At 37.6% G+C, this 19,783-nt stretch carries 21 protein-coding genes and 1 pseudogene; 5 read left to right on the forward strand and 17 right to left on the reverse strand.

From position 1 onward, the window contains the following. Window positions 1–142 precede the first annotated feature (142 nt). The 15 genes and pseudogenes from FD29_RS07205 to FD29_RS07275 form a co-directional block, all read right to left on the reverse strand. A complete protein-coding gene (locus FD29_RS07205; RefSeq protein ID WP_057888266.1) occupies window positions 143–1,540 on the reverse strand; it encodes a glycoside hydrolase family 1 protein in 1,398 nt (465 codons plus the stop codon). 3 nt (window positions 1,541–1,543) lie between these two features. Next, window positions 1,544–2,428, reverse strand: a complete 885-nt coding sequence (locus FD29_RS07210; protein WP_057888267.1) for an ROK family protein — start codon at window positions 2,426–2,428, stop codon at window positions 1,544–1,546. 2 nt (window positions 2,429–2,430) lie between these two features. After that, a complete protein-coding gene (locus FD29_RS07215) occupies window positions 2,431–3,912 on the reverse strand; it encodes a sialate O-acetylesterase (protein WP_057888268.1) in 1,482 nt (493 codons plus the stop codon). Then, window positions 3,905–4,243, reverse strand: a complete 339-nt coding sequence (locus FD29_RS07220) for a PTS lactose/cellobiose transporter subunit IIA (RefSeq protein WP_057888269.1) — start codon at window positions 4,241–4,243, stop codon at window positions 3,905–3,907. Before FD29_RS07220 ends, FD29_RS07215 begins: the two co-directional genes overlap by 8 nt. Window positions 4,244–4,257: 14 nt before the next feature. Beyond that, complete coding sequence (locus FD29_RS07225; RefSeq protein ID WP_057888270.1) at window positions 4,258–5,661, reverse strand: PTS sugar transporter subunit IIC; 1,404 nt, start codon at window positions 5,659–5,661, stop codon at window positions 4,258–4,260. Window positions 5,662–5,686: 25 nt separating this feature from the next. After that, a complete protein-coding gene (locus tag FD29_RS07230; protein ID WP_057888271.1) occupies window positions 5,687–5,995 on the reverse strand; it encodes a PTS sugar transporter subunit IIB in 309 nt (102 codons plus the stop codon). Between the two features lie 150 nt (window positions 5,996–6,145). Further along, window positions 6,146–6,840 (reverse strand): annotated as a pseudogene (locus FD29_RS07235) (GntR family transcriptional regulator). A 111-nt stretch (window positions 6,841–6,951) separates the two neighbouring features. Continuing rightward, complete coding sequence (locus FD29_RS07240) at window positions 6,952–7,455, reverse strand: VanZ family protein (RefSeq protein ID WP_057888273.1); 504 nt, start codon at window positions 7,453–7,455, stop codon at window positions 6,952–6,954. Between the two features lie 117 nt (window positions 7,456–7,572). Then, window positions 7,573–7,998, reverse strand: coding sequence for a universal stress protein (locus tag FD29_RS07245; RefSeq protein ID WP_057888274.1), 426 nt, complete (start codon window positions 7,996–7,998; stop codon window positions 7,573–7,575). A gap of 84 nt (window positions 7,999–8,082) precedes the next feature. Next, window positions 8,083–8,814, reverse strand: coding sequence for a sulfite exporter TauE/SafE family protein (locus FD29_RS07250; RefSeq protein ID WP_057888275.1), 732 nt, complete (start codon window positions 8,812–8,814; stop codon window positions 8,083–8,085). A gap of 128 nt (window positions 8,815–8,942) precedes the next feature. Then, entirely contained in the window at window positions 8,943–10,568 is a 1,626-nt protein-coding gene (locus tag FD29_RS07255; RefSeq protein ID WP_057888276.1) for an ABC-F family ATP-binding cassette domain-containing protein, read from the reverse strand. A 70-nt stretch (window positions 10,569–10,638) separates the two neighbouring features. Beyond that, window positions 10,639–11,523 carry an alpha/beta hydrolase gene (locus FD29_RS07260; RefSeq protein ID WP_057888277.1) on the reverse strand — a complete coding sequence of 295 codons (885 nt, stop codon included), beginning with the start codon at window positions 11,521–11,523 and terminating at the stop codon, window positions 10,639–10,641. Next, window positions 11,510–12,751, reverse strand: coding sequence for a PTS transporter subunit EIIC (locus tag FD29_RS07265; protein ID WP_057888278.1), 1,242 nt, complete (start codon window positions 12,749–12,751; stop codon window positions 11,510–11,512). Before FD29_RS07265 ends, FD29_RS07260 begins: the two co-directional genes overlap by 14 nt. A gap of 168 nt (window positions 12,752–12,919) precedes the next feature. Then, window positions 12,920–13,765, reverse strand: a complete 846-nt coding sequence (locus tag FD29_RS07270; RefSeq protein WP_235804274.1) for a DNA/RNA non-specific endonuclease — start codon at window positions 13,763–13,765, stop codon at window positions 12,920–12,922. A 91-nt stretch (window positions 13,766–13,856) separates the two neighbouring features. Then, a complete protein-coding gene (locus tag FD29_RS07275; RefSeq protein WP_057888279.1) occupies window positions 13,857–14,549 on the reverse strand; it encodes an EAL domain-containing protein in 693 nt (230 codons plus the stop codon). Window positions 14,550–14,701: 152 nt separating this feature from the next. Between FD29_RS07275 and FD29_RS07280 the strand changes: the two genes are divergently transcribed. Beyond that, window positions 14,702–16,075, forward strand: coding sequence for an FAD-dependent oxidoreductase (locus tag FD29_RS07280; protein WP_057888280.1), 1,374 nt, complete (start codon window positions 14,702–14,704; stop codon window positions 16,073–16,075). Between the two features lie 503 nt (window positions 16,076–16,578). On the opposite strand, the gene FD29_RS07285 is transcribed toward FD29_RS07280, so the two are convergent. Further along, window positions 16,579–17,727, reverse strand: coding sequence for a tyrosine-type recombinase/integrase (locus tag FD29_RS07285; RefSeq protein WP_057888281.1), 1,149 nt, complete (start codon window positions 17,725–17,727; stop codon window positions 16,579–16,581). Between the two features lie 50 nt (window positions 17,728–17,777). Continuing rightward, window positions 17,778–18,413, reverse strand: a complete 636-nt coding sequence (locus FD29_RS07290; RefSeq protein ID WP_057888282.1) for a helix-turn-helix domain-containing protein — start codon at window positions 18,411–18,413, stop codon at window positions 17,778–17,780. Between the two features lie 116 nt (window positions 18,414–18,529). Between FD29_RS07290 and FD29_RS07295 the strand changes: the two genes are divergently transcribed. The 4 genes from FD29_RS07295 (at window position 18,530) to FD29_RS07310 (ending at window position 19,764) form a co-directional block, all read left to right on the forward strand. Beyond that, complete coding sequence (locus tag FD29_RS07295; RefSeq protein ID WP_057888283.1) at window positions 18,530–18,730, forward strand: helix-turn-helix transcriptional regulator; 201 nt, start codon at window positions 18,530–18,532, stop codon at window positions 18,728–18,730. Window positions 18,731–18,834: 104 nt separating this feature from the next. After that, on the forward strand, window positions 18,835–19,098 hold the full coding sequence (locus FD29_RS07300; RefSeq protein WP_057888284.1) for a MerR family transcriptional regulator: 264 nt from the start codon (window positions 18,835–18,837) through the stop codon (window positions 19,096–19,098). A gap of 56 nt (window positions 19,099–19,154) precedes the next feature. Further along, window positions 19,155–19,373 (forward strand): hypothetical protein, encoded by a 219-nt coding sequence (locus FD29_RS07305; RefSeq protein WP_057888285.1) that lies wholly within the window; start codon window positions 19,155–19,157, stop codon window positions 19,371–19,373. A gap of 121 nt (window positions 19,374–19,494) precedes the next feature. Then, entirely contained in the window at window positions 19,495–19,764 is a 270-nt protein-coding gene (locus FD29_RS07310; RefSeq protein WP_057888286.1) for a hypothetical protein, read from the forward strand. The last annotated feature ends 19 nt before the right edge of the window (window positions 19,765–19,783 follow it).

Below are 19,783 nucleotides of genomic sequence, written 5' to 3' on the forward strand. Positions count from 1 at the left end.
CCAAACTTGAAAAAGGACCATGATAAATACGTAAAAACAATTTTTTTCATATCTCAATTATAAAATAGGAGATAAAAATGAACGTCGCTTGAGAATAAGCAAATAAGGTTCAGAAATCAAATTGATTTCTGAACCTTATTTGTTAATCTTCTTCAAAACCATTGTCGTCACTGATCTTTTTATACCAGCGACCTGATTTCTTTAATGTCTTAGTTTGGGTATGAATATCATCCCGAATCAAACCATAACGGTTACGGTAGGCATTCTTCCAAGACCAACAATCGATGGCGGTCCAGACAAAGTAACCGTGACAGTTTGAACCAGCCTCAATTCCTTTGTGTAATTGTACTAGATGATCTTGAATAAACTTAATTCGATAATCATCTTGAACCTCGCCGTCTTTCATAAAGCGTTCTTCACGTGAGACACCCATCCCATTTTCGGAAACGAACCATGGTAGATTGCCATAATTATCACGCAGATTGATGGCAATATCGTAAAGCGTCTTAGGATAAATTTCCCAGCCCTTATCCACGTTCATTACTCGACCGGGCATTTCATAATTGTCGAAATAAATATCCGGCATCCAATCTTGCAAACTCTTAGGCGAAACGCTAGGACGTTGCACACGTTCAGGGTGATAGAAGTTTACTCCCAAAACATCGACTGTATTATCTTTGATCAATTCAAGTTCTTCGGGAGTGCTTTCCCAAAGGACCCCTGCCTCATCCAAAATTTTGACTAATTCAGCGGGAAAATGACCTAATACAGCTGGATCTAGGAACAAATTATCATCCCACATTGTTGCAAATTTAGCAGCCTTTTTATCTTCTGGATCGTCCGTAGCTGGATAAGCTGGCGTCAAATTCAAAATCGTTCCAATCTTAGCGTCTGAATCGTTAGCTTTCTTCCAAGCTTTGAATTTCTTGATGGCCTTGGCTGAAGCCAGATTCAAATTATAGGCTACTTGCACCGCTGCTGGTCCATCGACCTTTAGTGGATAGTGGAATTGATAGAGATACTCTCCGTCCAAAATGACCTTAGGTTCATTGAAGGTAAACCAATTCTTTACTCGATCTCCGAATAATTCAAAACACTTTTCGGCAAAATCGGCGAATAAGTCGGTCACATGCTTCGATTCCCAACCACCAAACTCTTGATACAACTTAATTGGCAGATCAAAGTGGAACAAGTTGATATATGGCGTGATGCCATTTTGCAACATGCAGTCGATGACGTTGTTATAAAATTCTACTCCGGTTGGATCGACTTCACCCGTATCCAAATCTTTGATCAAACGTGTCCATTGGATCGATGTCCGCAAAGCCTTAATACCGGCTTGAGCCATCAAGGGCAGATCAGTTTGATAATCATTGTAAAAATTAGAAGCTGTGTCAGGCCCTACGCCATCATAAAAGGCTTTCGGATCCTTTTCAAACCAGTAATCAAAGACATTTTGATTGGCCTTGTGGAAGTTTCCTTCTGATTGAGGTCCTGAAGTTGCGGCGCCCCATGCAAAATCTTTTGGAAATTCTAGCATTATTTATTTCTCCTTTGGATATGTTTGATCAAAGTCGACCGCAGCGCCTCTTAAATTGGCCTCATCAGTGTACTCACATGATACTATCTGGGGTTTGATCGAGGCGATTTTAACTACTTTGCGAATCTTTTCAATTTCTTTGTCCACTTCTGGAATCAAGTGTGGATTATTGGAAACTGCTCCCCCGAGAACAATCAATTCTGGATCAAAACTATATTGTAAATTGTAAATTCCCTTAGCTAAGGAATAATACATCGTTTGAACTTCCTTTTGGGCACGAAAATCGCCTTTTTCAGCTAGGTCAAAGACTTCTTTACCCGAGTAATCAGTGACAGGTTTTGATGCGATATTGTATCTTTGAGCAATGCCAACCGAAGTTGCTAGATTGCTGAGTGTATTTTCATCATCAACTAAAGTGTAGCCAAATTCACCACCAAACAGATGAGCTCCATGCCAAATCTTATGATTGATAATAACTGAACCGCCAACGCCAGTGCCAATAATTAAGAACAATAGACTGTCAACGTCTTTACCAGCACCTGAATCTACTTCTGCCAAAGCTGCACAGTTGGCATCGTTCTCCATACTTACTGGTAATCCAAAACGTTCTTCCAATGCCTGTTGAATTGGAAAGTTATGGATATAAGGAATGGCTGAGGCTCCTTCAACAACTCCGGTCTGCTTGTTTACGGCGCCAGGAGAACTAATACCTACACCAGTAATGGCAAAATCTGTTTTCATTTCAGTTATTTTCTCAGTGAGTTCGGTATAAAACTCGTCTAAAGTTTTGGGAGTCTTTACTGGATCCAGCTTTTTCAGTTGATTATTTCCCATCACAGCAAATTTGATTGATGTTCCACCAATACCGATTAAACCTAAATTACTCATCTTCACCCTATCTCCATTTCAAACGGTGCTAATGGTGCACCAATTTCATTAAAAATCGTACAATTTGGATCATTTTTGAATTCATAGCGAATCTTTTTGACATTTTGAATCTGATTGATCACAATCGTTGATCCGACTATTTGGACCTCTTGAGATACCCACTTGCCATCACGTTCCAACATAAATTCGATTTTACCGCGTCCTATTAAAGCGCTTACTTTAGCTACAAAAAGAATCAACTTTTTACCGACAATTTCATAGCGATAAACAACTGGCGTACCATCATAACTAACTCCTGACACGATCGTTCCAATTCTTGTGCCAGCAATCCGTTTGTGCGTGGGATGAATATTGTGCGTTTCACCAGTATCAGCGATCGAAATCAAGTGAACATCATTAACAGTTTGCGAAACTTGCAATTGATTTTGACGAATCGTTGGCCAAGCGTCTTTGGGTTCATCAAAATAGCCTGGTAATTGAACGATATAAAATGGTAAGGCCCGGTCATTGAACAATTTTCGCCAACTGAGGATCAAGCCTCGCAACAACTTGCCATAAACATCCGGATTGTCCGCGTCGTTTTCACCTTGATACCAAATAACTTTATCAAAAGTGAAATGTTGGACTTGTTCGATCATCGTATGATACAAACCATTGGGACGTAAATACGATGTCGGCGTCATAGGAGGTGGCCATGGTGTGTGCCCTACTGTACCTTTGGCATCACTGAGCGAGACCTTAGGATTTTCCTTCATAAATTTAGCTAAATCTGTATTGTGTTTTTCAACCAAAGCATTGTAGGATTTGAACTCTCGATCATAGTCGACTTTAGTCTTGCCAGTCGTTGCCTTTTTAAATGGCTTGATATAACGATTGATCAGTTCTGGATCACTTTGCAAAACTTCTTTTGGGACCCAAGATGAAGCCGAAGTTCCACCTTTATAACAGTCGATGATACCAACAATCATTGTCGAATCGAGCTCGTGCAGTCGTTTAGCCATCCAATAACCAATATCAGACATTTCCCAAAGCGTCTTTTCGTCGGCAATTTGCCAGTTTGATTTTTTCAAGTCGTTTGGTAAAACATGTTCTTGATTGCGATATTCAAGTTGAGGAACATTGTAGAAGTACACATTTTGTAAATCTAAATGGTCGATCTGATCTTGATATTCACTGTCATCTCGGAATTTAAATTCAATATTTGACTGCCCCGTCAAGAGCAAAACTGTTCCCGTTCTAACTTCTTTGAGCGTCAAAGTTTCCTCTAAACTCTTGATAGTGATCGTGGTAGTGATTTTTTCTGGTAAAGGAGCAATTTCAGCTACCCAAGCGCCTGTGGCATCGGCTTGAGTTGAAACCAATCGATCAATTAGTTCGATATCCACCCTAGCTTTGGCAACTGCTTGTCCCGCAATCGTGAAAGCTTTGTTGGCGGGAACTACCATTTTATCAGTGTAGATATCATCTACTTTTAAACTAGTCATTGACCTTTTCTGCCTTTAAACTACTGATTTCTTTGTGTAAATTAATAACTTTTTCAGCCACAGTCATCATAATATCAGCTGACATGAAGTGATCTTGTGAGTGGATCAGCATGATTGATTTCTCAACTTTTTCACCATTCATCTCATCAGTCATCCATTTAGTCTGAATATTATGAGCTTCGTGTAAAGTTTTACGAGCTTCTTTCAAAGTTGTTTCAGCTTTTTCAATGTCGCCTTGTTCGGCAGCAGTCATAGCTTCGATGGCCTTTGATTTAGCAGTACCCGCAACTGAGATAAGTTGCATAGCACGTTCTAATTGTTTTTCATCCAAAATTCTTAACTCCTTTATGCTGGTTGAACATTTTTAGCTGAAGCTTCGTGAGCAGATTCCATATCGGCATCCTTAGAAGCAACATCAGGGTTCAACTTGTTGTCCATTCTGACAAATGGGTAGTAAATTGCAGTTGTAATAATTACGATTACAGCTTGAACGATCAAACCATTGATCGAACCTGTGTATAGCAAACCTGAAAGCAAAGTTGGAACTGTCCAAGGAACATTATTGACGATAGGTCCGATGAATCCGATCTTTGTAAAGAATAATCCAATGTAGAATGCTAATGGTTGAGCAACTACCCAAGGAATGAAGTACAAAGGATTCAAGATAATAGGAAGACCGAAAGTTACAGGTTCAGAAATATTAAAGATAGCAGGCATCAAAGCAATCTTTGACACCTTCTTAGCAGCGGCTCTCTTTGAGAACAAGATCAGAGCAAGCACTGGTGAAACTGAACATGAACCGGCAGCAACAGTTGAGAAGTTCATGAATAGTGTTGAGTAAATGTGGTGTGCTTGACCAAGCATGTTTTGAGTATCATTGATATTCCATGTTAGTCCGTAGATAGGTCCCCAAATTGATGTTGGGTGAATACCGAACCATTGAAGCAAACTCCAAGTAGTTTGTGAGACAAAGGCGAATAATCCAGTACCAGAAATAGCTAAAGCTGGTTTTTGTAGAGCTGTCAAAAGTAGTTCTGGCATTGTTTCACCAGTCAAGGTTGTACTGATACCTGTCAAAGCAATGAAGACACCCATGGTGATAACGCCAGGGATCAATGATTCGAATGAACGAGCAACAGCAGGTGGAACTGAATCAGGCATCTTGATAGTGATGTTCTTTTCAAGAATCTTGTTGTAGATCCATACAGCGAAGCCACTGATTAGTAAAGCGGCGAAAACACCTTTAGTACCAAAGAAAGTTGTATCCATGTAATTCAAAACATCGATTGGCTTTTTAGCGCCATCTGGTGTGTATTGGAATTTCCAAGGCATACAGATAAAGAATGCACCGAGAGCATAAAGAACAGATGTCATGTGTTCCTTACTCTTTGGGAAGTACTTACGTGAAAATGTATGTGAGAAAATAACTACTAATAATACCGCAAATGTATTTAATGAACCATTTGAAACTAGTCCAATCAAGTTACCAGTTGTAGTCAAGCCATTGAACAAACCTGAAGTTTGCCAAGCAGCCCAAGAACCACTGATCAAACGACCCAACTGCAAACCTTGTTTACCAAAGATCAGTCCATTAGTTGGATCGACGAAAACGTTTTGGATCATAATCGCAAAACCGGCAATCATTGAAGTGGCAGCAACAATGATGAAGGAATCACGCAAAGTAAGTAATAACTTATTGGCAGCAATTTTTCCGGCTATTCTAGTGAAATTAGCTTGAAAATTTTGCATTCCTTTTCCCTCTTGTTTACTCATCTTAATCGATTCCTTCCTCTTTTAGTGCATCGACAAGTACTTGACCATCCATGCTTCCGAATTGTTGCATAGTCAAAAGTATAACTTTGGTATTTGGATAAGCTGCTTTAGTTTGATCAAAAGCCCAACCAATTTGTGGAGCTAACAGAATAACATCGACACTGTCACCGACTTCATCAACCATTCCGAAGTCATAGGCATCAACTTTGACGTCCTTACCTTCAGCGTCATAAACCTTTTGCATCTTGGATCCAACTAAACTAGTTGAAAATCCTCCACTACAGAAAATAGCGATCTTTAATTGTTTCATAATGAACCCCCCTTCATTTGTTAACGCTTTCAGTATAAAAGTATATACTTTTAAAGTCAATACCTTTTATTAATTTGTTATAACCAATTTAAAACTTGAATTTTAGGGCAAAAAAATACCTATCAACGATATCGTTGATAGGTTAGTCATTTAGACCGATTCATGCAGTGAAAATTGTGACGAACGAATATATGTATAAGCATATTCAAAAATTTGACCATTATCCAAAAATGAGCGTTGCTCAATCGTCAATAACGGTTCCGGTTGCTTCAATGACAATATTTTCGTTGTTTCCTCATTCGAGATCTCACAGGAGATTGTTCTGATGCATTATCGACCGTTAAGTCCAAGTCCTTATCGATAAAATCGTAAATCGATCCCATCAAAGAGTTCATCTGCATACCTTGAATTATCTTCACCGGCATAAAAATATTTTGCAGAGCTACTGTCTTATCGCCGTTCATAATCAGGCGTTCGATCTCATAAGTAAGGTCAAATTGATTGATATTCATTTGATCCATAACTTCTTGATCAGGTTTACTAACACCAAAATTCAATAATTTGACTTGGTATTTATTGAAATCAAAAATTTCTAAGGAATTGTTATTCTCAACATTTTCTCCAGGCTGATTATCTTTTACAAAAGTTCCGGACCCTTGGATCCGATAGATCAAACCCTCATTGACTAAAATATCCAATGCCTTACGAACGGTGATACGACTGACATTCAAAGCTTTAGCAATCGCTGTTTCCTGTGGTAACTGTTCATTTATGTTATATTCTTTTTCTAAAATCTGTTGTCTCAGATGATTTGCCACAACCACATACTTTGGCGCCTCTTTCATATATAGCCTCCAGAAAATCACTCTATCAAAAAATATTTGTTATAACAAATATTTACTTGCATCGTCTTATTATAACGCATGACAATTTTATTTCCTAGAATGTAAAACTTATTAGTATATACCAAATTTATTTCTCAACAAGTAGTTGTAAGTCATCATCAATACCGCTCCGATCACGATTCCAATGGCATTTGAAATCACATCGTTGATATCGCTAGTTCTATTTATCAAAACCAAATGCGATAAGAAATATTGTGTCGTCTCAATTCCACCACCGATCGTAAATCCCAAAAAGGCTATCGAACTAAGTGACATGTGGGAAAAAGTTTTTTTGATCAAAAAGCCTAACGGTACGGTCAAGATAATATTTTCCGCAAAACCAACATCCAAAATATCTAACTGATGTAAATTAACACTACCGATTCCTAACGGCATCACGTAAGTCGATGAACCGTCAAAAGAAATTGGTGAAAAAAGAATCATGCCTAAAAAGGTCAGATAAGCTACAGCGGTCAAATCAAAACGTCGTTTTTCAAAATTAGTGACTGTCTCGACGATATACAAACCACTGATAGTTGCTACAAATAAGATCAACGCTAAAGGTATCCAACGCATAACAATCACTCCTTATTTTTAATTTAATTAAGTTGATATTTAAAACCATACGCTAGTTTTATTTAAGCAACCTTAAAAAAGGCCCAATTTCTAATAATTAGAAATTGAGTCTTTTATTTATCCCACCATTAATGTATTGATATCAGTGTGTTCTGAAACGTACTTTGCGACCGAATCAGAAAACATTTTTGCAATTCCATGCATCATCGGTTTACCCATAACGATCAAATCGACATGTCTACTCCGCGAATAAGTCAGGATCTCCACAGCTGGATCACCATACAACAGACATGTATGATAGTCCAAATGTTTATTTTTTAAAATTTTCTTGGCCAACATCAAGTTCATCTCAGAATCATTTTGCAAATCATCCGCTAAATCGGGATTGAATGAGACCCCAAAATTCACTGGCAAATTAACCGTATTGACTACTGACATCAAGATAAGTTCACCGTGATCCTTTTGAGTCAATTCAATCGCTGTATTCAAAGCATCGTAAGATGTCGGTCCACCATTTAAAGCTACCAAAATCTTTCTCAGCATTATATTACCTTCTTGTTGGAACTACTTTAAATTATAATCATTTCCTGGAAGGCAAATACATTTGATATGTAGCCATTCAGTACATTAGAGTGCCGTCAGTAAATAATACAAACCACTGACGCCGATAAAAACATAAATAAATAATGTCATAAATTTAATATTCAAATGTTGGACCAAGCGATTGGCCAGTATCGTTCCAATAATTGCCCCAATAATACCTACTAACACGAATTTAATACTGCTTAAATCAAGGATGCCACTGGAAAAACGCAAGGTCGTCATGATAAAAGTATCGACTAAGAAAAACGTTTGAATACTGGCTAAATAATTTTCCTTAGAATCAGAAATGGTCAAGAAATACAGTGCCATCAAAGGCCCACCGATTCCAAACATTCCGTTGAAGAAGCCTGAGATCAAAGAAAAAATTATCATCACATAAATGGGAATATTTTTGACAGTGATCGAGCGAATATTCATCAATGAATAATATAGCGACAAGACGACTAACAAAATCCCCAACAGCAATTTAAGATGGTTCGAAGCTAGTGATTGACTCAAGAAGAGTGAACAAATTGCCGTCACGATATATATTCCAAAAGGTATTGCCAATTTTTGCCACTTCAAATACTTCCGATACCGCCAAACGACCATCGCATTAGCAATCAACATCGTTAAAGTTGATACTCCAGCACTTTGATTGATTGGTAAAAGATACGGCAAGAAGATCATCATGACGATTCCCGAACCAAATCCAGTCACGCCTTGGACAAAACCAGCCATCGTTGCAGCTAAGATCATTATAAGAATCCAACTCAAGCTATTTCCCTCACTTTATATAATTATTGTCATATCTAATATTATACCTGTCATAAGTTCAATATTTATCCTTCCAAGCAAAAAATCGACAACCCCAAATATGAGTTATCGATTTTTCTATTTATACTTTATTCAGCATCTAATTCAGCAATTTGTTTTTCAACTTGTTCATTGCTACGGAATTCATCATAGGTCGTGTCAGCTCGATCAACTACCCCATTGGCTGTCAAGTAAATCAAACGGTTGGCAATAGTTTGAATGAACTGGTGATCATGCGAGGCAAAGAGAATTGAACTCTTATAATCGATCAAACTATCATTCAAGGCTGTAATAGATTCCAGATCCAAATGGTTCGTAGGGTCATCTAGCAATAAGACGTTGGCTTTTAATAGCATCATCTTTGAAAGCATGACCCGAACTTTTTCACCACCAGAAAGCACGTTGACTGATTTAGTAACATCGTCACCTGAGAACAACATTCTTCCTAAGAATCCACGAAGGAAGGTATCATCATCTTCGCCCTTTTCAGCAAATTGACGCAACCAATCGATAATTGGTGTCTCTTCGTCAAACATGGCAGTGAAATCCTTTGGCAAGTATGCTTGGCTAGTCGTTACACCCCAAGTGATCGAACCAGAATCTGGCGTCAAATCACCGGCAAGAACTCTGAATAAGGCGGTTGTTACCATGTCGTTTTTAGCTAAGAAAGCAACTTTATCATCCTTGTTCAAGATGAAACTGATGTTATCAAGTACCTTTTTGCCGTCGATCGAAACAGTCAAATTGTCGACTTTCAGTAAATCATTTCCAATCTCACGGTTAGGAACGAATTTAATAAATGGATAACGTCTTGAACTTGGTTGAATATCATCCAAAGTGATCTTGTCCAACATCTTTTTACGTGACGTAGCCTGCTTGGACTTGGAAGCATTGGCTGAGAAACGAGCCACGAAATCTTGTAATTCTTTGATTTTTTCTTCTTTTTTAGCGTTTTGATCTTGAATTAACTTTTGAGCTAATTGGGAAGATTCTTGCCAGAAATCGTAGTTACCAACGTAAAGCTGAATCTTACCGTAATCAAGATCAGCCATGTGAGTACATACTTTGTTCAAGAAGTAACGGTCATGGGATACGACAATGACGGTATTTTCAAAGTTGATCAAGAATTCTTCCAACCAATCGATCGAATCAACATCCAGACCATTAGTTGGCTCATCCAATAGCAAGACATCTGGTTGACCGAACAAAGCCTGAGCTAGTAAAACTTTGATCTTTTGACCGGCTGTCAAAGTAGCCATTTTTTCTTGATGGAATTTTTCAGGAATATTCAAACCTTGCAACATTTGGGAAGCTTCACTTTCAGCTTCCCAGCCACCCATTTCACCAAACTTAGCTTCTAAATCGGCAGCTTTGAGACCGTCTTCTTCATTGAAGTCGGGTTTCATGTAAATAGCATCTTTTTCTTGCATGATCTTGTAAAGATCCGCGTGTCCCATCAAAACGGTTTCCATCACTGTGTAATCATCGTAGTCAAAGTGATTTTGTTTTAGGGTTGCTAAACGTTCATTGGGTCCTAATTTAACAGAACCAGTTGATGGCTTGATCTCGCCAGATAAAACTTTCAAAAAGGTTGATTTACCGGCACCATTTGCCCCGATCAAACCATAACAGTTACCTGGTGCAAACTTGATGTTTACATCTTCAAACAATTTGCGGTCGGCATAGTGCAAACTTACATCACTAACAGTAATCAAATATATAATCCTCATTTCTTCGTTGTAGTCTAGCAAGCATTATACGGACTATTTCCATGGGGTGCAAATATTATTTCAATTTTGGCGAATTATCTAGGTTATTTGTATTCTGAAGATTTTTCGGCAGCTGTTTAGGATCTAAAATATAACGATTGATCAAATCGATTATCTGATCATTTTGTGGAAGATCTGAATGTTGCGCATCCGAACCCGAAACAGAGATCGTCGTAAAGTGCTTAACTCGGCCTTGATAGATGTATTTTCCAGCCATAACGCTGCCTAAAGGTACCAACCCATCGGAGTTATAAGTTTCTGTTCCGGCAACTGAATAGACACTCAAACTGCTAGGAATTTTGTCGCGATTCTTAATAAAATCCGATAGCATCTGGGTCTTGTGACGGACTGATTTCTCATTGAAATTATATGGCGAGCCGATCGTCATCAACTGTTTGAGTTTGATCTGACTTGAATAACTAGCATAGTATTTTTCCAAAAAAGTCGTATATATAAGCCCACCATTGGAGTGACCGATTACTTTAAAGTTGTTGAAGGCATACTGTTTCGTTAAACTCTTGAACGCTAAATTGAACCAACGAGCTTGTTTTTTTATATTATCGTAGCCATCGTGATTATTTTGGAAACCGACAACAATGATCGGTTCATTATCCCCTTGACGCAAACGGCCGGAGAAATGTAATTTGTCATCAGTCGTCACTCTTACTTTGATCAGACTGTGGGGATTACGATTATTCTTGTTTAACTTTTTCACCAAAGTATCGAATCGGTCAACCGAAGCAGAACTGCCGGGAATCATGATCACTGGAGACAAACGAGAATTGTGCAATTTAGTCAGATCAGTGACGCTGGCCCGTGACCAATTCAGTGAAATACTGACCATCGTCACGGACAAAATCACACTTATAATTATCCAAAACCATACTTTAATCTTCTTCATTGATCTGACCCGCTCTCGTAGAAATTTGATCAGACAATCTGACAAAAGGCATATAGATCAAAACATCTAGGATTATCAAAAATATTCCTAATACCAAGGTCAGCCAATTCCCATTAGTCCCAATGAAACCGATCAAAGGCCCTGGCGTTCCCACTGGCACTGGATAAACGGCCGCCGGTATCAAGCGCAAAGTGATAAAGAGGGCCGCAATTATCATATTAATTAACGGTGCAACTACAAAGGGAATTAAATAAATGGGATTGAACAAGACTGGAATCCCTAGCATCATAGGATAGTCGTTGTTGAAAATAGCTGGAAAAATAGCCCATTTAGAAACATTTCGATTACGTGGTTTTTTAGAAAAAATCAAGATGGCAATAATCAATGCCAAAGTAACCCCCGTCCCACCAAAGTTGGCAAAACTGTGAAACAGTGTCGTATCGGTGAAATTATACGGAACTTTCCAAGGCGAACCGGCTTTTAAAGCCGCACTCAAATTAGCCATCGATGGCGTATCGGTAAAAGTTGGACTATTGGTAAATGGACCACCAACTGCCATCCAGCTCAACAGATCGGTTAAAGTCCCCATTCCCAAAACATAGAATAGAGCATTGATCTGCGTATGCTGCATGACGAAGCTAGCCACGTAGGTTGGAATCTCTAATTTGATCATGACGATTCCTAAGAAGTTCAATAATGACGATAAAATAATAATTATAATAACTGGCAAAATTACTTGGTTTCGTCTGTCCAATTGTGAATTGCCAAAAATAACTAAGATCCGACTACACAAATACCCAACCACCAAGGCGATCAACATACCTTCTGACATCAAAAAGCGACTGAAGTCAGGCATTCCTGCACTATTTGGTTGAAACGAGATAATCAAAAAAGCCATCAAGCCGACTGCACCGGCTCTAGCCGCATCCTTTTTGTATTCTTTCGCCGTAAAATAAGCCGCTCCGTATGCCGCATAGAGTGCAATCATATCGATCGTACAGTGAAAGATGACTCCCATGATCCAATTGAGTTCATTATTAAATGGCAACCAATAAGGAATACCAAACATTCGTGCCATGTAGCCATTTTTTGTCAAAAACGTAAATTTCAAAACTTCAGCAAAACTACCGATCAACATGATTGGAAAAAGAATCGTTAATGTATTCCGAACGATCTTAGTCATCCGTGATCGACGTAACTTGACTGTATAATTTAAAATTCGATCCATTGCTTTTCATCCCCTCGATGAAAGAGGTGTTCGTCCTCATTACTAACCCATATTATTGGACAAACCGTCTATTTTTGCCATAAAAAAGACATAATTATTTAAAAAAATCAGCCAAATAAAAAAGCCATCCAATTTTTTCAGATGACCTTACTCCACTCTCTATCTATTTTAATAATTTTTTTGGTAATACTTTTTTCGTTGGTAATTATTATGCCGATAATTGTTGATCACTTGCGTAAAACCGTCATCTCCAGGAACTTGCATCTCAGTATCAACTCTTGAGCGACCGGTTGAATAGTCATATTGGATCTTAGACTGCACATTCCAAAGGTAACGGTTGAATTTTAAAGTTCCATCCGTTGATATAGCTTGAACCCAGACGCCACGAGCCATTAATTCCTGACCACGAAAAATTGGCGTCACTTGATAAATAACCTTTTTATTTTGAGCCAATGACTTTCGAACCAGTTGTTCCACTTCAGTCATAGTCTTCTGATTGGAAAACGATGTCTGCGTAAAAAGATTATAAGGGTTATCGGTACTACCCAAATGTCCAGGGTTGCTCTTGCCCTGATCATTCAAATTAAACGTCATCGTATAGGCAATCAAATGACCACGGTTTTGGGGTATGACTCTCTTGCCAGCGATTGATCTAGGTTCATTGTGCCAGCCAGTTGGTCGCCAAACTTGTTCAGTTCTAGTATTAGAATGTCCCAAATTTTCCTTAGTCAAGTAAGCCGTGGCCGTTTTAGTCCGATTCAAACTATCGAGCTTGCCATATTTGATCTGAGCTTTGGTAAAGTCAGTCGCTTTGATAGTCGTGGGCCGATCATGGTTCAGGACTTTGATGGGATCATCCCCCGAATGATAACTCCACTGTTTCATCTGGTTGACTTGCTCAGCTGTAGTCAGTTTACTATCGGTTGTAGCATTTTTTTGCGAATCATTCGTTTGCATACTACAAGCACTCAAAAAAAGCGACAACAATAATAGGAAGAAAATTTTCTTTTTCAATTATTTATCCTCATCAATTGATTTACAATACTTATTAATATACCGTAAATTTTCAGAAAAGATAAGACGATTCGTCACAAAAGAAAGGAACTCAATTCTGCTTTTCGTCTCCAGGTAAAGGCAACAAGGCCGGTTTGCCATAAAAATATCCTTGTCGCAAATTGATCTGTAAACTATCGCTCATACTTGCATCTTCTTGATCTTCGATACCTTCCAAGATCAAACGCAGACCATACTTTTCACTGATATCTTGCCAATGACGTAACTTCTCTCGGATGTTAGGGTCCTTGATTCCGGTGCGAAAATTCTGCAGAGCAAATTTCATCTCGGAAGCTAATGGCAAAAGATCTCGAACGCTTTCTAAGCCATTGTCGCCAGTCCCGACATCATCCAGGGATATCTGCATTCCGTGCTCCATAAAATTGCGTAGCTGTGGGATCAAAGCATAATTAGAATACTTATGTGGACCCTTTTCTTCAGTCAACTCTACGACTAGCTTAGTTGGGTACAGCTGCATTTGACTTTTAATGATAGCCTCTGCCATTTGAGTGTCCATTAATTGTTCCCGGCTGATATTTACAGAACAATAACCGACTTTTGATCCTAAAATTTTTGTCGTAGCTATCAATAATTTAGCTATCTCATGCGTGTCGAGTTCAGTAAACGACTCTGGCAATCGCCAACCTTCAGCGGTTAATTGCTTGATCAATAATTCATAACCATAAATCGTTTGAGTGTCGACATCGATTTGAGGTTGAACAAAAAATCTGTATACCGGTTTCAAGAATTATTCCCCCTATAAATAAAAATTAACATGCCAATTTACTACTATTTTTATAAATATCGTATATAATTTTAGTATACTCTTAATTAAAAGGACCGCACGCTTACGAAAAATATCGACTCAGATTCAGTTAGAAAAGTAGTGATTAATCAATGAAAGTAGCCATAATTGGATGTACTCACGCGGGTATTTCCGCAATGAAACAATGTTTAAAATATTATCCTGATGCTGATATAACTGTCTATGAACGCAGTAGTGAAATTTCATATCTGTCCTGTGCGACTTACCTTCACATTGGCGGCACTGTTGATGACTTAGATAAAGTCCTCTATGCCGACCCACAAGAATTCCGTGATCAAAACGTTACGATGCGCATGCAATACGATGTCATCAAAATCGATGCGAAAGAACACACTATTTTAAGTCAAGACCTTAAAACTAAAAAATTCGTCAATGATGATTATGATAAATTGATCATGGCGACCGGTTCACGTACCTCGATCCCTGTTATTGCAGGAATTGAGAATCCTAAAGTTATGCTTTGCAAAACCTTCTCACAGGCCCATAAATTATACGAAGCTGGTCAATCACATCATAAAATTGCCATCCTCGGTGGTGGATATGCTGGCGTCGAATTGGCTGAAGGCTTTGTTAAATCTGGCCACGAAGTAATTCTTTTCCAAAGAAACAAACAATTATTGAATGAATATACCGACCCAGTCATTGCCGACAAAATTCATCAATTATTAGTCGAACATCATATCGTAGTATCGGCTGGTACGAATGTCTTGAGTTTTAGTGACACTGCGGATCAAAGAATATTAGTAACAACTGATAGAAAGAACTACGAAGTTGATATGGTCGCAATTTGTCCTGGTGTTTTACCTCAATCCGATCTCTTAAAAGGTCAAGTAAAGCTAGCTAAGAACGGCGCTATCATTACGAACGAATATATGGAAACATCCGATCCCGATATTTTTGCTGCCGGCGATGTTGCAGAAAACAACTATAATTTAACGGTCGATCCTATCTACGTTCCTTTAGCCTCCCACGCTATCCGTCAAGGCACTTTAGCGGGCATGAACTTGTTTGGTCATCGAGTAAAATCTTTAGGTACCCAAGCTACTACCGGCATGCTTTTGTTTGGTCAAACAGTTGCCTGCACTGGTTTAACGTTAAAAGCGGCCTCAAAAACTGCTTTCGATGCTCAAAGTGTCTTCTTTGAAGCAGACTATCGTCCTGACTTTATGCCAGAGACTGATCACATTGCGATTGAATTAGTTTACGACCGCAAAACTAGACGCGTTTTAGGAGCTCAATTAATGAGTCCGCACGAAGTAGCTCAATCAGCCAATACCATTTCTGTAATTATCCAAAATAAAAATACTATTGATGATTTGGCTTACATTGACATGCTTTTCTCGCCCAACTTTAATGAGCCCTTTAATTATCTCAACTTAGCTGCTCAAAAAGCCATCGATCAAGAATATACACATCAGTTAAAACTCGAAAAAACAGATTCATAAGCCAAAGATTGACTTTTTCCGGAGTTTGATTGGGCACTGCCGCCTTCCATGAAATCTCGGTGAATGACTGGAAGTCGGATATTTTATTTAAAATAATTCTAAAATAGGCCATCCAAAAAATTGAATGGCCTATTAGCGTAGTGCGCCCGGCATGGGCGCTAACTTGGTGGCGAAAGTCCACTGTGAGCCGTAGTAGTCGGAATCACTAGCTAATGGCAAGGGTGTCCACCGCGAGGTGGAATCTGAAGGAAGCCCAAAGCAAATTACTGAACTGATGAACAAAAATCGGCTATAAGGCTGGAAACACTGGATAAGTTTGCTACCCATGACAAAGTCCAATACTACTCAAAAGTATTTCCAGTAAAGCCGGCAGTTACATGGTATGAAAGTTAGCGTTCTTATCAGGAACAATATAGGCATCCAATAAATACTGTAATACCAACGTTTAAAGCCTTTTATTTAGTGAAATAACACCCTTTGACTATATTTTGACTATATACCCTCTAAAAATTAACATAATCAGCATACTTTTGAGCGGTTTCTTTTTTTTGCTTTGAAGTAACTTCAGTGTAAATATCCATAGTCGTTTTATAACTTGAGTGTCCTAATTGCGCTTGTACCTCTTTTAGTGAAGCGCCAGACTCAATAGCAAGGGTAGCAAACGTACGTCTAAATGCATGAACAGTTACATTCTTTAAATCAAAACGAGAAATAACACGTTGTAACCATATTCTAGGTTTAGTAGGAAAAAGCATGGTATTTCTATTATTGGAAAATACAAGTTGATCTTTATTAATTGTATTAAAACCTAACATTAGTAGCTCATTACGTTGCGTTTTACGCCACTCTTTCAGCATTGACATAGTTTTATCATCAACATTGACTACTCTTACACTAGCGTCTGTCTTAGGTGTATTAACTAATAAGCGACCATGAACGCCTTGCGATTCCGTTTTAGTAATACTTATCTGATTATTATTAAAGTCTATATCAGTCCAAAGCAACGCCAAACTTTCGCCTTTGCGCATCCCTGTAAATGCTAATAGTCTAAAATACATGTATGCTTGCGGATTATCCAAGTCATTCAAACATTCAAAAAAATGTTTCAATTCTTTTAAATCATAATAGTTATCTTTCATAGTTTTAAATTGGCTTGTGTTAACTGGTAAAATAACCCTACTTGCGGGATTGTCATTGATAATCTGCATCTTATAAGCCCAAGTAAGCACTCTATTAATATAGTTGTAAAATCTTTTATACATAGTTAAACCATCCTTAAACCACTTATTAACAGCCGTTTGAATATGAATAGTTTTAAGTTTATTCATAGGGATGCTACCTATTTCTGGTAAAATATGAAGTGTAAAGTTTTCATCGGTTTTCGTATAAGTAGATTCTTTGACCGTTGATTTATATTGATCGTACCATTGTTCATAAATAGCCTTAAATGGTTTATTATCCAATTTCTGAAAGCCATGCTTGTCAGTGTCTAATAGTAGTTTAGACATTGCTAGGCGGGCTTCTTTTTGTGTCTGGAAACCTCTACGAGTGGTTGTTTTTACTTTGCCTGTTAGTTCATCCATTCCTAAATAAACACTAAACATATAGGCGGTCGTACCGTCTTTTTTTTCATACATTTTAATTTCTGTCATTGTCCTACTCCTAAACGCTAGCGGGGCGTGTTAGTTTCGTGGGTGGTTAGTTAATGTAGATGATACTTTTCTTTTAGATCATCCAATTGCATTCTTGTATTTTGAAGTATTTTAAATATTTCATGATAAACATCAGGGTTCATATCATCATAAAAAATATCATCAAGATTGGCAAAACTAAGAAGTCCGTATTTATCTGCATATTTTTTCTTTTTTTCATCATCAATATAAAAGTTATCAACCATTGATCCCAAATTTAATATTGCATATTCAATTTGATTAATTGCTCCAGCATCCGTTTGACCGTCTCCTGACAAGTTTGCAACAGCTTGTCCTATAATATCTTGGATGTCATCCTCTTTTTTGACACGTCCAGCCTGATACATTCTGTCATATTCTTGTTTTATTCTTTCTTCAGAAATACCAGTCGCCTTTGACCACAATTCCCAACCGTATTCATCATTGATTAATTCATCACGGGTTATACCTCCCAACTTTGCTATCGCTACTTGCCTTGCCTTATTAGGTTTATTTCTTCCATGTTCCCAATTATTAACAGTCCCTTTTGAAATAGTATTACTTCCCGTAAGAGAACCAACCTTTTCAGCAAATTGTTCTTGTGACAAACCCAAATTTAATCTTATGGAGCTAATTTTTTGTCCTAAATAATAATTACTTATAGTCATCCATTTCACTCCCCTATCGTTATTAATATATCTGTTAAGTTGTTAAAAGTAAAGAAAAGTTTGCAAATAAAAATATTTTCTGCTAGTATTGAAAAGTAAAGAAAAGAGGCGATATCATGCATTGGACATTACTTAAATACAGAAAAGAACTAGGTCTTACACAGAGTGAGCTTGCAAAAAAGATAGGTATTTCTACTAATAGTTATGGCAAAAAAGAAAATGGGTTAGTTCCATTTAAAGAAAATGAAATGGCTATTATTTTGGAACTATTTAAAAGCGATAGCATTATTACCACTTTAAATGACTTATTTTTGTGATTTTTAGTAAAGAAAAGTAAAGAAGAATGTGCCATATAAAATGGAAAAATTTTTACTTTTCTAAATAGTGCTATAGTCAAAAAAAATAAGGAGAACAAATAGAAATGGAGATTACATTATCACACGATCAACAAGCATCCCTAGGGGATGACATTTATAAGTTGGTTACTGATTCTATTAGCAAGGCTCGTAAGGATGCCAGTATTAATAGTAAAGACTTTTTTCGTAAGAAAGAGGCTTGTATGTATTTAGGTGTATCGAATAATACGCTTGATAAGTTTCTCGATATTGGCATGCCCTACCACGTTGTTAGAGGTATCACGCTTTACAGTAAAGATGAAATTAAACAATTTGTATTAGAACAATAATTTAAGTCTAGCGGGGCGTTAACTAATACAAATAAGATAATTGGAGAAATCAACATATGACACCATACAACAGTGAATTAGATGACAAATTAGACAACGAGCTACTAGGACTATATGACGAAATGCATATTTATTTTGATGCTATCGAAAATGATAGCGTGGTTATTGAGAATAGCATTTCATATGATGCTACTGAATTGGCTACCAAACTAGCTAAAGATTCTTTGCGAGTAGCTGAAATCTTACATATTTACGATACAGAAATAGCGAAATAATTATGAAATCGAGTGTAAATAAAAAAAAGACCTATCCTCTCTCGCCAAAGTAAGGATAAGTCCACAATATTCATAACAATATTTACACTCAATTATAAACGAAAATTGGAGGATATTAAACATGACTAAAGTAGTTGATCCTTACGACATTGAATATATTGCCTATCACATGGATAACGATAAAAATTTACTAGAACTATTAGCAGAAAATATAGACAGTCTATCCAATAAGAACCTTAGTGGTAAATATACCGATAGCGAGATAGTAAACGAGTTAGAACATGTTACACCTCACTTACAGGCGTTGTGTGATGTGTTATTGAGTGGTACTAATGCCAATCACGATAAATTAATAGAACTAGTTAACGGTGCAATACATGAGGACAAATAAATTTGTTTGTGTACGCAAC

It is taken from the genome of Companilactobacillus mindensis DSM 14500 (assembly GCF_001434275.1).
Taxonomy (GTDB): Bacteria; Bacillota; Bacilli; order Lactobacillales; family Lactobacillaceae; genus Companilactobacillus; species Companilactobacillus mindensis.